The 13211-nt window shown below is 62.8% G+C and carries 11 protein-coding genes; 5 read left to right on the top strand and 6 right to left on the bottom strand.

The window, feature by feature from the left end; all coding sequences use genetic code 11:
* Positions 1 to 191: 191 nt before the first annotated feature.
* The 5 genes from AU381_RS22820 to AU381_RS22800 all read left to right on the top strand — a co-directional run bounded on the left by AU381_RS22820 (position 192) and on the right by AU381_RS22800 (position 5245).
* Positions 192 to 1610, top strand: coding sequence for an FAD-binding oxidoreductase (locus tag AU381_RS22820; RefSeq protein WP_064244205.1), 1419 nt, complete (start codon positions 192 to 194; stop codon positions 1608 to 1610).
* On the top strand, positions 1607 to 2137 hold the full coding sequence (locus AU381_RS22815) for a TRAP transporter small permease (RefSeq protein WP_064243986.1): 531 nt from the start codon (positions 1607 to 1609) through the stop codon (positions 2135 to 2137). Before AU381_RS22820 ends, AU381_RS22815 begins: the two co-directional genes overlap by 4 nt.
* The gene (locus AU381_RS22810) at positions 2134 to 3417 is read left to right on the top strand and encodes a TRAP transporter large permease (protein ID WP_064243985.1); all 1284 of its coding nucleotides are present in this window, start codon (positions 2134 to 2136) and stop codon (positions 3415 to 3417) included. Before AU381_RS22815 ends, AU381_RS22810 begins: the two co-directional genes overlap by 4 nt.
* 23 nt (positions 3418 to 3440) lie before the next feature.
* The gene (locus AU381_RS22805; protein WP_064243984.1) at positions 3441 to 4460 is read left to right on the top strand and encodes a TRAP transporter substrate-binding protein; all 1020 of its coding nucleotides are present in this window, start codon (positions 3441 to 3443) and stop codon (positions 4458 to 4460) included.
* A 122-nt stretch (positions 4461 to 4582) separates the two neighbouring features.
* On the top strand, positions 4583 to 5245 hold the full coding sequence (locus AU381_RS22800) for a GntR family transcriptional regulator (protein ID WP_064244204.1): 663 nt from the start codon (positions 4583 to 4585) through the stop codon (positions 5243 to 5245).
* Between the two features lie 67 nt (positions 5246 to 5312).
* Here AU381_RS22800 and AU381_RS22795 read toward each other — a convergent pair whose 3' ends face one another.
* The 6 genes from AU381_RS22795 to AU381_RS22770 form a co-directional block, all read right to left on the bottom strand.
* Positions 5313 to 5621, bottom strand: a complete 309-nt coding sequence (locus AU381_RS22795) for a PilZ domain-containing protein (RefSeq protein ID WP_064243983.1) — start codon at positions 5619 to 5621, stop codon at positions 5313 to 5315.
* A gap of 103 nt (positions 5622 to 5724) precedes the next feature.
* A complete protein-coding gene (locus tag AU381_RS22790; RefSeq protein ID WP_082910290.1) occupies positions 5725 to 6804 on the bottom strand; it encodes a diguanylate cyclase domain-containing protein in 1080 nt (359 codons plus the stop codon).
* Between the two features lie 253 nt (positions 6805 to 7057).
* Positions 7058 to 7414, bottom strand: a complete 357-nt coding sequence (locus tag AU381_RS22785; RefSeq protein ID WP_064243982.1) for a hypothetical protein — start codon at positions 7412 to 7414, stop codon at positions 7058 to 7060.
* 142 nt (positions 7415 to 7556) lie between these two features.
* The gene (acnA, locus tag AU381_RS22780; RefSeq protein WP_064243981.1) at positions 7557 to 10208 is read right to left on the bottom strand and encodes an aconitate hydratase AcnA; all 2652 of its coding nucleotides are present in this window, start codon (positions 10206 to 10208) and stop codon (positions 7557 to 7559) included.
* A gap of 512 nt (positions 10209 to 10720) precedes the next feature.
* On the bottom strand, positions 10721 to 11605 hold the full coding sequence (locus AU381_RS22775) for a GntR family transcriptional regulator (RefSeq protein ID WP_064243980.1): 885 nt from the start codon (positions 11603 to 11605) through the stop codon (positions 10721 to 10723).
* 97 nt (positions 11606 to 11702) lie between these two features.
* Entirely contained in the window at positions 11703 to 13202 is a 1500-nt protein-coding gene (locus AU381_RS22770) for a tripartite tricarboxylate transporter permease (RefSeq protein WP_064243979.1), read from the bottom strand.
* Between the last annotated feature and the right edge of the window lie 9 nt (positions 13203 to 13211).

Genomic DNA, 13211 nt, shown 5'->3' with positions numbered 1-13211 from the left:
TGCGGGCGTCCGGCCAAAACGGCGTGGTCATTGCCGCGAAAAGGCGAAGCGACCGGCTCTCTCCATCGCGATATTCCCCTTCCTCTGGCACTTGGCCGCGCAAGCCCGGCGAATGTTGCGTTAGCGGAGCTTGACATATGACCCGCGTCTCGTAAGGTACAGTACCTTACATACAAGAAAAGACGCGAATGATGGATGCTGTGGAACGTGGTCGTCCCGGGGAGGACGCGCTCGAGGAATTGAGGGTCGAACTCGGGGCTCAGGCGGTCCTGACCGGCAACGACATTCCCTTGCGCAACAGGAACGACTGGAGCAGCAAGCCTCCCGCTCAGCCCTTGGCCGTATTGCGGCCCAGCAATTCCGAGGAAGCGGCGCGCGCCATTGCGACCTGCCGGGCCGCCCGGCTGCCCTTCGTGCCCCAGGGCGGCTTGACGGGACTCTGCGGCGGCGCAACGCCCGAGCCGGGCTGGGTCGCCATCTCGCTCGAGCGCATGGTCGGCATCGAGGAGATCGATCCGGTCAGCGCGACGATGACGGTCAAGGCAGGCACGCCGCTCGAGGTGGTGCAAAGGGCGGCCGATGAGGCGGGATTTCTGTTCCCGCTCGATCTCGGCTCACGCGGATCATGCGCGATCGGCGGCAATCTCTCGACCAATGCGGGCGGAAATCGCGTCATCCGCTACGGAATGACACGCGATCTCGTTCTGGGCCTCGAAGTGGTCCTGCCGGATGGAACCGTCTTGACGAACCTCAACAAGCTCCTGAAGAACAACGCCGGCTACGATCTCAAGCACCTTTTCATCGGATCGGAAGGCACGCTCGGGATCATCACCCGGGTGGTCCTGCGGCTGTTCCCCAAGCCGCGCTCCACCACGGCCGCCCTCTGCGCCCTGTCGAGCTACGCGGATGTGGCGGCGCTCCTGGCGGGCGCCCGCAGCGGGCTCGGCCCCATCCTGTCGGCGTTCGAGGTGATGTGGCCCGATTATTGGCAGGTCGTCACCGAGCGGCTGAAGGTCCGGTCGCCGGTCGCCTCCGGCCACGGTTTCTATGTCCTGGTCGAAACGCACGGATCCGACGAGGCGACCGATGCCGCGCGGTTCCAATCCTGGCTGGAGGAGATGATGGAGAGCGGCATTCTGGCCGATGCAGCGGTCGCCCAGTCCCATGCTCAGGTGAAGGACTTCTGGGCGGTGCGCGACGCCTGCGCTGAATTCGGTACCGGGCTTGGACCGCACATCTCCTACGATATTGGCCTCCAGGTGGGCCGTATGGACAGCTTCGCGAGCCGTTGCAAGACGGCCCTCGAAGCGGGCATCCCTGGCTGCGAAAGCGTCTATTACGGGCATATCGGCGATGGAAACCTGCATCTGGTCGCCTGGGTAGCGGGACTGCCGCTTGGCGAGCAACCCAAGGACGCGATGGACACGATCGTCTACGGGCTCGTGCGCGAGATGGGCGGCAGCATTTCGGCCGAGCACGGCATCGGCACGATGAAGAAGAAGTGGCTGGGCCATGCCCGCAGCGAGGCCGAGATCGCGCTGATGCGGGTCCTGAAGGGCGCGCTCGACCCCGAAAATCTGCTCAATCCCGGCAAGGTCATTTCACTATGAACCGAGCGTTCCAGGCCATTGAGACGCTGCTCGCCCTTCTGCTGGCCGCCATGGTCATCATGGTCTTCGGCAATGTGGTGCTGCGCTATGTCTTCAATTCCGGCATCGTGGTCTCCGAAGAGCTTTCCCGCATCTTCTTCGTCTGGATCACCTTCATCGGGGCGGTCGTGGCGATGCGCGACGGCTCCCATCTCGGAATGGACACTTTCGTGCGGGCGCTGACGCGGCGCGGCAGGATCGTCTGCTGCGTGCTCAGCCAGAGCCTGATCCTGGTCTGCTGCGCCATGCTGCTGCACGGCACATGGCTCCAGCACGAGGTCAATGCCAGCACCCTCGCACCGGTGACGGAAATTCCGATGATCTGGGTCCATGGCGTCGTCTATTTGTCGGCCTCCGGCATCGGCTTTCACGCGCTGGTCAAGCTCTGCCGCGCGGTGACTGGCCGGATCCGCGACAGCGAGCTTCTCGAAACCAGCGCGAGCGAAGAAATCCCACCGGTTGCCGCAGCGGAGAGGGCCGAGCGATGACCATCGCGATTTTCACCGGCTCGCTGATCGGCGCCATTGCGCTTGGCGTGCCGATCGCCTTCGCCCTGCTGATCTGCGCCGTGGCGCTCATGCTGCTGCAGGGCAATATCGACACGACGATCCTGTCGCAGAAGATCATCGAGGGTGCCGACAGCTTTCCGCTGCTCGCCATTCCGTTCTTCATGCTGGCCGGCGAGCTCATGAATGCCGGTGGCATTTCAAAGCGGATCGTCACCTTCGCGCTGACCTTCGTCGGGCATCTTAGGGGCGGCCTCGGGTTCGTCGCGATCTTCGCTTCCGTGCTGATGGCCGCGATCTCGGGAAGTGCCGCGGCGGATGCGGCGGCGATCGGCGCGCTGCTCATTCCCATGATGCGGCGGGCCGGCTATGACGTGCCGCGGTCCGCGGGCCTCATCGCAGCCGGCGGCGTCATCGCTCCGGTGATCCCGCCCTCGATCGGCCTGATCGTCTTCGGCGTCATCGCCAATGTCTCGATCGGCAAGCTGTTCCTGGCCGGGATCGTTCCGGGGCTGATGATGGGGCTTTCCCTCCTCCTCGCCTGGGTGTGGGTCGCGCGGCGCGACAAGGCCAAGATCCTGCCGCGTCAGGACTGGAATGCCCGCTTGCGCGCCGGCATCGACGGCATCTGGGCGCTCGTCATGCCGGCGGGCATCATCGGCGGGCTCAAATTCGGCATCTTCACGCCGACCGAGGCCGGAGTCGTCGCCTGCGTCTACGCCTTCGCGGTTGGCGCCTTCGTCTACAGGGAGCTGCCGCTCCGCCAGCTTCATCCCATCCTCGTTGCCGCGGCGAAGAGCACCGCCGTCATCGTCTTCCTGATCGCCACCGCGCTGATCTCGGCCTGGCTCATCACCCTGTCGGAGCTTCCATCGCAGGTCGAGGCGATGCTCAGCCCCTTCATGGACAACAAGATCCTGCTGATGGCCGTCATCATGGTCATCGTCGTGATCGTCGGCACGGCGCTGGACTTCGCACCGACCCTGATGATCCTCACCCCCGTGCTGATGCCGGTGATCAAGCAGGCGGGCATCGACCCGGTCTATTTCGGCGTCCTCTTCATCATGAACAACGCGATCGGGCTGATCACGCCGCCGGTCGGCATCGTGCTGAACGTCATGTGCAGGGTCGCCAACATCTCCATGGGCGATCTGATGAAGGGCTTGTGGCCCTTCCTCTGGGCCGAGCTCATCGTTCTCTTCCTGCTCGTCCTGTTCCCCGATCTCGTCATGGTTCCACTCGACCGGCTCACCCGCCGATAAAAATCCATAGGGAGGATTGAACAATGCGCATGCTCATCACACGAACCGGCCTGGCGGCGGCGATTGCCGCCACCGCACTCTTCGCAGCCGGACCGGCCAATGCCGAGTTCGAGGAGCGGACGATCCGCGTCTCGAACGGCGTCAGCAAGGAACACCCGATGGGCAACGGCCTTGCCGCCATGGGGGCCTGCACGCTCGAGAAAACCGGCGGCAAGATGAAGATCCAGCCCTATTGGGACGGCGCGCTCGGCAACGATCTGACCGCGACCCAAAGCGTCCGCACCGGCTCCCTCGAAATGGTGCTGACGTCGACGGCGCCACTCACCTCGATCGTGCCGTCCTTCGGCGTCTTCGACCTGCCCTTCCTGTTCAACGACGAGAAGGAAGCCGACCAGTTGCTCGACGGCAAGGTCGGCAACTGGTTTTCGGACAAGCTGCCGCCGGTCGGCGCGGTCAACCTCGCCTGGTGGAAGAACGGCTTCCGCCACACCACCAACTCGCGCCACCCGATCGCCAAGGCCGAGGACTTTGAGGGCGTGAAGATGCGCGTCATGCAGAACAACATCTTCATCGACACGTTCAAGGAACTCGGCTCCAACGCCGTGCCTCTCGCCTTTTCGGAGATCTATTCTGCGCTCGAGACCGGAACCGTCGACGGCCAGGAAAACCCGTTCAACAATATCGAGAACATGAAGTTCTACGAGGTCCAGAAATACCTGACGCTCACCAAGCACGCCTACAGCCCGACGCTGGTGCTGTTTTCCAAGAAGATATGGGACGGGCTCTCGCCGGAGGAGCAGACGGTCCTCAAGGAATGCGCCCTTGTGGGGCAGAAGGAGCAGCGCAAGGTCAACCGGGAGAAGTCCGAGGTCAGCTTGGCCAACCTCAAGACCCAGGGAATGGAGGTCAACGAGATCGCGCCGGAGGAGATGGAGCGGCTACGCGACAAACTCAAGGTGATCTCCGAGCGCCATGCGGCATCGATCGGACCCGAAACGCTCGACCTCGTCTTCGGCGAGCTGAAGCGCATCCGGGCAGATTGACCGAATGAGCCAATCCGCATGGCGCCGGTCCGGCTTGTCGCTATCCAGCGCCATGTATATATCTCTGCTGCCGCAAAATGGACCTCTCGAACGGCGGCAATCGCCTGCAAATGGATTCTGCCATGCCTTCATTGAAGCTCGAGCCGTCACAATCTCTGGCCCAGAAGGTGGCGTCGCGTCTCAGACAGGCGATCATCGAAGGCGAGTTCCCGCCGGGCGCCGTCATCGCCGAGGAGATGCTGGCACAATCCTTCGGAATCAGCCGAACGCCCGTTCGGGAAGCCCTGAACCAGCTCCAGTTGCAGGGGCTGGTGGTGATCCGCCCGCAGGTCGGCAGCTTCGTCTTCAGCCCGGATGCAAAGGACATCGCGATGCTCTGCGAGTTCCGCGCCATTCTGGAGCCCCAGGCGGCCAGACTTGCCTATCGGAACGACCGGTCCGGCACGCTCGCCGCGCTCGAAACGGTTATCGGCGAGATGGAGAAGGCCGTGGAGGCGAAGGACAAGATCGCCTATGGCCGCGCCGATACGGCCTTTCATGAAACATTCGTCAACCACTGCGGCAACCGCTACGTGCAGGAATCCTACCGCCTGGTGGCCGGACGGGTTGCGGCACTCAGGACCAATTACAGCGCCCCGATCGACGTGCAGTCACCCCGCTCCTTCAAGGAACACCGCGCATTCGTCGAGCTCTTCGAAAAGGGCGCCTTCGAAGAATTCGACCGGCTGATGCGGATCCATGTGACGGACACCGCCAAGACATATACGGCGGCGCTGAAACTGTGATCCCTATCCGCCTCCACACTATGGCCGGTCTCCCTATTCGACCGGCACGAGGACGATCCGTTCCCGGTCAGCCCTGGAAGAACTTGTAGTATGACGCGATCTGCGCCGCTGTGTTGGATGAGAGCTTGAGCTTGATTCCTATGCGATCCCCTCGGTTCCACCGAACGATACCCGTCAGAAGACCGAGCTCTTCGCTGCGGATCGTAACCTCCTGTCCGGTGCGGGCGCCGATGTCGAAATAGAGCTGAAAGCAGATACCCTCTTCAGAAAGATCCTTGACGATTCCGTTGCTCGAACCTGTCTTGCAACTGACGTTGCCGGTTATCTGGGTCTGCGTTCTCGGAGAAACACGCTGAACACTGTCCTTGTACGGCATAGCTTCCTCGCTGATCTACATGTACTGCTTTATCACTACTTGAAAACCGTAAGCAGTCGATAATAATAATCTCAATCATTCTACAAGAATTGCTTAAAGCCTGTCACTCGCGATAGAGCATCCAATCTTTGCGGGCGTCGCCGGCACCGCCGGCAGAAAAGAACACAACCTTGTCGCTTGCCGTATCCGTGGCGGTCTGCAGGGCCTTTTCCGCGTGCCCCACCAGTTCTGAGGCCGTGCCGGCGTCATAAGTGGTGCCGCAGCCGAACCGGGCGGCGACGACGGGCATCTTCGCCTGACGACTGTCGAATGCCGCAAGCGCGCTTTTTCGGATTTGGTCCGCCATTTTCTGGATTTCCGCCTCCGCGGTCATCCAGACGAGGATGCCGATCTGCGGCCGCTCGAGCCAGGCGGCAAAGTCGGTGGCTTGCACGACGCGCGCCACGGCGAAACCGAGGCGCTCGAGGATGGCTTCCTTTACCTTGATGAGTTCCTTGGCCTCGAAGGGCTCGAGAACCAGGAGGTTGCAGAGAAGAAGCGACACCGCGTCGGGATAATGTTCGCCACCATAGATTTCGGCCAGCTTCTTGTTGAAGCCGCGCCGATTGGCGAGATTGGTAACGAGATGCGTGAACTTCGTACGTTCGAACTCATCCACCTCGCTCGTAATCGCCGCGACCGCCGATATCTGGTTCGATACGCGATCGAGGATCTGTGTGCTGGCCGAATGCTGTACTTCCGTCATGTGGCGGATCGCCTGAAGCTGGGACCGGATCGCGTTCATGTCGCGCGGATCGGCCGAGGAGATCTTGCCCGTCGCCTGGCCAAGCATGTTGGTGTAGTTGGACAGCGAGTTCTGACCCGTCAACAGGGACTCCTTGAGCGTCGTCAATTCGCTTTGCAGGCGATCTGCGGACCGGTCATGGATCGACTTCCCGAAGTGATGTGGCAGGTAGGCTCGCGCCAGTGCCTCCAGTTCCTCTGCGGCGATCGGCTTGCCGAGCCGCGCGAATTTTTCGCGAAGTTCCGGATTGTTGCCGCTGACGATCTCGTACATGAGCTCGTAATTCACCGGCGATGCGTCGATCTCCAGTCGGTTCAAGGTCGCAAATACCGTGTAGAAAAGTTCCTTGCGACTTTGCTGTGCAAGCTGTTTCGGCGATGGATTCGCAATTGCCATCATGCAGCGCCTTTCAATGAAGCGTCGCAGGCAATCGCGCCGGCGACGACGTCGAACAGGTAGGCGGGAGGTCAGGACCTCGCATAGGAATTTACGGCGGCAGGAATTATCGTGTCCGACCCGCGTCATGCGGTTGCATTGGCGCTAAGTGCGCCAGGAAAGACAACCCAGAGTAAACACCTGGTCGCTTAAGAATTCGTGAATTCATCGGCGCGGCCGAGCAGCCAGGTGCCTTGTTATCGAAGGCGGCACTCCGTCACACATTGTCAGGGGGCGCGAAGAAGCAGTTCACGTTGTCTTCGGTCGGATGAAGGCAGATGTGATAGTCGCCGTCCCCGGACGGAATCTCGTCTCCATAGGGGATGAAGAACCAGTGGTTTCTCGTGGCGAGGTGGTGGTCCCCGGGATGTATGGTCACGGAGAACCCCCGAGGGCCTTTTCTAACATCCGAGCTTGGTATGGCCGCGCAATCTCCTCCGATGTCCTTGTCCCTGCAACAGGCTGGAGGATAGGTCCATCCGCTGCCGGCCTGGTGGGCGTCGCTCGGCACGACAAGAACCGTCGACATACCGGCTATGGTGATCACGGAGATTATCAGCGATGTGGATGTCATCGATGCCCCCTCGCGCCGGCGGCTTTGCTGATAGGCCTGCTGAGGCGCCCACCCTGCCCCAACCCAGGCCGCGCCTGTTCTACATTAACGTGCTCTAATTTAGCATTGCCCTCGATGGTTTGGCAGCCCGAAGCCGCAACTATTAGCCCGCGCGGCCCGTGACCGCTGAACCCGGCTTTCCTGTGCGGCTCGAAGTCCGCACTCTATCGAGGATGAAGGGCAGGATACCGCCGGCCTTGAGGGTTCGGATTTCGACATTGGTCTCTATGGCGGCGCTTGCTTGGAAGATGAAGCTGCTGCCGTTCTTTCGGCGGATCGTCACCGGAACCGGGCATCGGGGATAAATCGTCTCCGGATCGGCCGAGACCGCGACGATGTCTCCGGGCCGGAGCTTCAGCCGGTCGGGACCGAACTCCGCCGGCAGTCGCAACGGCAGGATGCCCATGCCGATCAGGTTGGAGCGATGGATGCGCTCGAAGCTCAGGGCCAGAACGGCGCGGGCGCCGAGCAGCGACACGCCTTTCGCCGCCCAGTCGCGCGACGAGCCCATGCCGTAGCGCTCACCGGCGAAAACAACGACGGACTGACCGTCGGCGCGATAGCGGCGCGCCGCGTCCCAGAGCGGCAGGACCTCGCCGGACGGCGCGTGAATGGTGGAGCCCGGCGGGACGTCGGCGAGCATGTTGCGCACCGTCCTGTTGGTGAACAGGCCGCGCACCATCACCTCCCAATTGCCGCGACGGGAGGCGAAGACGTTAAGGTCCACGGGGTTTTCGCCACGCTCGATCAGGTATCTGCCGGCCGTGCCGCTTGCGGGAATGGCGCCGGCCGGAGAGATATGGTCGGTGGTGATGTCGTCTCCAAGGACGAGGAGGGGATGCGCGTCGTAACTGCCGAGCAGGGTACCACCGCCAAAGCCGGCAAAGGGGGGCCTGCGGATATAGGTCGATTGTTCCTCCCACGGGAACAGCGTGGCGGTCGGCGCATCGAGCTTGCCCCAAACGGGGCTTGCCTCCGCCTCCTCATAGGCCGGCTTGAAATCGCGCGCGATCGATGCCAACGCAAGGGCCTCGTCGATCTCGGCCCCTGTCGGCCAAAGCATCGACAGGGTGATTTCCCGGCCGTCGACGGCGGTCCCGATCGGATCGGTCAGGATGTCGAGCTTCACCGTTCCGGCGAGCGCAAAGGCGACGACCAGCGGCGGCGAGGCAAGAAAGCCGGCTTCGAGTTGCGGGTGGACGCGGCCCGGAAAGTTCCGGTTGCCCGACAAGACCGCGATAGGCACGATGCCGCGCTCCTCCATCGCGGCGGAAATCGGCGCCGTCAACGGACCGGAATTCCCAATGCAGGTGGTGCAGCCATAGCCGACGACGCCGAAGCCGATCGCCTCGAGGTCTTCGAGAAGCCCGGCGCGGCGAAGATAGCGCTCCGCCGTGGGCGAGCCGGGTGCGAGCGACGTCTTCACCCAATAGGGCGGCTTCAGCCCGAAACCCCTTGCCTTGCGCGCCAAGAGCCCCGCGGCAACGACGAGCCGCGGGTCGGAGGTGTTGGTACAGCTGGTGATCGCGGCGATCGCCACCGCCCCATCCTCCGGCCTGCCCGCCTGCTCGTCCGCGCCACGTCCTTCGATCATCGGCTTGATCGCCTGGAGGGTGGCGCCGGCGGGGATCCGGTCCTGCGGGCGCGTCGGCCCGGCAAGGCTGACTTCGACGGTCGAAAGGTCGAGTTCCACGACCGCCGTGTAGCGGGGGTCCGTATGCGGATCGAACCACAACCCGGCGCGCTTGGCATAGGCCCTGACGAACTCGACCTGGTCGCGCGACCGCCCGGTGACTTCGAGATAGTTGAGCGTCTGATCGTCGATCGGGAAGTAGCCGCTGTTGCCGCCGAACTCCGGCGTTATGTTAGCAACCACGGCGCGGTCGCCGGCTGTCAGCGTCGAAACGCCGGGGCCGAAGAATTCCACATAGCGGTCCTGCAGGTCGATTTTACGGAGCTGTTCGGTGACGGTGAGCGCCAGATCGGTCGCGAGCACGCCGCTCTTCAATTTTCCGGTGAGCCTCACGCCGACGACGTCCGGAACCCTGAGCGTCACCGGCATGCCGAAGAAGACGCTCTCCGCCTCGAGCCCGCCGACGCCCCAGGCGAGCACACCGATGCCGTTGATCATCGGCGTGTGGCTGTCGGTGCCGATCAGCGTGTCCGGCATCGCCCAGCGCACACCATCGACGAGCTTGCTCGTCGCGACGGTCGCGAGCCTTTCGAGATTGAGCGTGTGCATGATCCCGGTACCGGGCGGATGCACCGTGAAACCGCGAAGCGTGTTGGTCGCCCATTTCATGAAGCGATAACGCTCGGCGTTGCGCTCGAACTCGCGCGCCATGTTCTTTTCGAGCGAGCCCGCCTGTCCGAAGAAATCGACGCCCACCGAGTGATCCGTCGAGACGTCCACGGGAACGACCGGATTGAGAAGAGCGGGATCGCCGCCGGCTTCAGCGAGCGCCGAGCGCATGCCGGCAATGTCGACGAGCGCCGGACCGCAGGTCGTGTCGTGCATCAGGACCCGATTGGGCAGAAACGGGATTTCGCGCTCGCTCGTACCGGTTTCGAGCCAGTCCCGGATCGCTTCCTTAGCGCTCGCGGCATCGTCCCCTGCGGTGCGCAGCACGTTTTCCAGGAGGATGCGATGCATATAGGGAAGGCGCGTCAACGCCTCGCCTGCCTCCGCGGGAAGATCGACGATCGTGTAGTCCACGCCGTCGACGCCGAGATGTGCCAGCTTTGTCGCGGGCATTGATGTCCTCCCGTCTTGATAATGAGGCGACCTCCTCGGCCCGTCGGGGCAAATTACATATTGTAGTCATAAAATGCAATGTGGATTATGCCATGAGCGGCTCGCAACATCCTCTTTTCCAACGGCCGGCCGCCATGTTGCCTGGCGACTTGGAACATACCCGCGAAGAAATCCGTTCATTGCTCATGAAAGGAGTGAACCATGAATCAGATCATTTACCTGGTTGGACTGGTTGTGGTCGTGCTCGCCATATTGGCGTTCTTTGGCTTGGGCTAGTCAGCACAAGGCCACATTTAATCAATTGGCTCACGCCGGGCGCCGGCTGCGCGTCACTGGATATTGGCAAGTAGAAGGCCCCCAGCAGGAAGCGGCCAGAGAAGCCTTCGAGGAAAATCTAAGCCCTTCTGCATGGTTCCTTAAATCGCAGCCGATTTGAGTAAAACATGCGGCAGTTTCAACGCTACAACGACCTTTCCGCAACTGGAAGGCGCGCGGCGCTGAAGGACCGCTTTTTAGACCTGCGGCGTCTTGATCCTGCTCGCACCCATGATGTGCGTGTAGAGAAAGGCCGCCGCTTCGGTCCTGCGTCCGGCCTCGACGAGATCGAGTATGTGGAGGTGTTCGCTCGTCTGCCGAGGAAGGCGGCTGCGGTCGATCGTGATGTGGTACTCGATCAGGCGACGCAGCCGGTTGATGCGCTTGATGGCATCGAGGAAGAAGTCGTTCTGCGAGCAGGCAACGAGCATCTCGTGAAAGTTGTTGTTCGCCTTGAAGATTTCGGCGCGCGACCAGGTCTCGTACCCCCCCTCCACCAAAGCGGTCTGCACGGCGCGGGCTTTCCTGAACTCGTCCTCGTTCGGCCGGAAGGTCGGCAAGAGCATCGCCTGCTGCTCGATCACCGCGCGGAAGACGTAACCCTCCTCGTAGCTCTGGCGCGATGTCAGCGTTTCGCGGAAGGCCCAGCCATTGCCCGGCAGGCGCTCGATCCAGCCCTCTTCGGCGATCCGATGCAGGGTCTTCAACAGGCGGCTGCGAGCGACGTCATAAAGCCGCATCAACTCGTTTTCGCTGACACGCTCCTCGAGCTTGCCGGCAAGGCGGTCCTCGGCGATGCGGAAGTAGAGCGGATCCTCCTCCTCGCGCTGGGGCTCGCCTGCGGGTTTCGCCGCCTCGACGTTTGCCGCGTCCACGGCCAGGAAATAGCCGCGATTGGGCTCGGCGCGCACGATTCCCATCATCTCGAGCTTCTTCAACGCGGCATTGACCGGTGCGCGGGAAACGCGAAACGCATCGGCGAGCATTTGACAGGGCAGATGCTCGCCGGCGCGCATCTGGTTCGTCCTCACGAATTCGAGGATGTTTGCGGTGATCTGCGGGGATACGCTTTGTCTTGCCATGGTTCGCCGTGTGGTTTTGGCCCGGTAACGCGCGAGCTCAACGTCGATTTATGCATCCGGCATCGCGATTGCAAAAGGCGATTTTCTCTCCAAGGCCTCAATCCTCGTCATGCTGGAAGCGCGACAGTCCCTTGAACGCGAAGGGTGCGATGAGGGCAATGGTGGCGATCGCGATCATGATGGCGGAGCTCGGATGCTGCAGGAAGATCATCGGGTCGCCGAGGCTCATCTGCAGCGAGCGCCTCAGCGCATTGTCGGCCAAGGGGCCGAGGATCAGCCCGACCACGGCCGGAGCCACCGGGTAGTCGTAGCGCCGCATCAGGAAGCCGACCACGCCGAAGGCACTGAGCAGCAGCAGTTCGACGACGGACGGATTGGCGGCGATCGTTCCCATGGAGGCGAAGACCAGGATGCCGCCATAGAGCCAGGGCAGCGGGATGCGCAGCAGCTTCACCCACAGACCGACGAGCGGCAGGTTGAGCACGAGCAGCATCGCATTGGCGATGAACAGGCTCGCGACAAGCCCCCAGACGAGATCGGCATGCTGGGTGAAGAGGAGTGGGCCGGGCTGGATATTGTACTGCTGGAAGCCCGCGAGCATGACGGCGGCGGTTGCCGAGGTCGGGAGCCCCAGGGTCAACAGCGGAACCAGCGTTCCGGCGGCCGAGGCGTTGTTCGCCGCCTCCGGGCCGGCCACGCCCTCGATCGCGCCGGAGCCGAATTCCTCAGGCTTGCGGCTGAGCTTCTTCTCCATCGTGTAGCTGAGGAAGGTCGGAATTTCCGCGCCGCCGGCCGGAAGGGCGCCGACCGGAAAGCCGACCGCCGTGCCGCGCAGCCAGGCTTTCCAGGAACGCGCCCAGTCTTCCTTGCTCATCCAGATCGAGCCTTTGACGGGAATGGGCTTCTCCGGCTTGTAGAGGTGGCGCGAAGCGACATGCAGCGCTTCGCCGATCGCAAACAGGCCGACCGCGAGTGTCGTCACCTCCACGCCGTCGAGCAGTTGCGGCACGCCGAAGGTCAGGCGAGCCTGTCCTGTCAGCTGGTCGAGCCCCATCAGGCCGAGCCACAGGCCGAAGGCGAGACTCGTCAGGCCGCGGAGCGGCGATGACCCGAACGTCGCCGAGACCGTGACGAAGGCGATCAGCATAAGGCCGAAATAATCCCAGGGGGCGAATTTGACCGCGACCTTCACGAGCGCCGGCGCCAGGAAGGCCAAGGCAACGGTGGCGACCAAAGCAGCCACGAAGGAACCGATCGCCGCCGTCGCCAGCGCCGGACCGCCCCGCCCGGAGCGGGCCATCTTGTTGCCCTCGAGCGCGGTGACGACGGCGGCACTTTCGCCCGGCGTGTTCAACAGGATGGCGGTGGTGGAGCCGCCATACATGCCGCCATAGTAGATGCCGGCGAACATGATGATCGAGCCGCCCGGATCGAGCTTGAAGGTCACCGGCAGCAGAAGCGCGACAGTCAGCGCCGGGCCGATGCCCGGAAGAACGCCGACGGCCGTGCCGATCAATACGCCGATCGCCGCGAAAATCAGGTTGGCCGGCTGGATCGCCAGCGCGAAACCTTCGAAAAGCAGATTGATTGCGTCCATTGCCGCGCC

This window comes from Sinorhizobium glycinis, from assembly GCF_001651865.1.
Classification (GTDB): Bacteria; Pseudomonadota; Alphaproteobacteria; order Rhizobiales; family Rhizobiaceae; genus Sinorhizobium; species Sinorhizobium glycinis.
The sequence above is the reverse complement of the archived record's forward strand: the minus strand, read 5'-3'. Positions and strand labels throughout refer to the sequence as shown.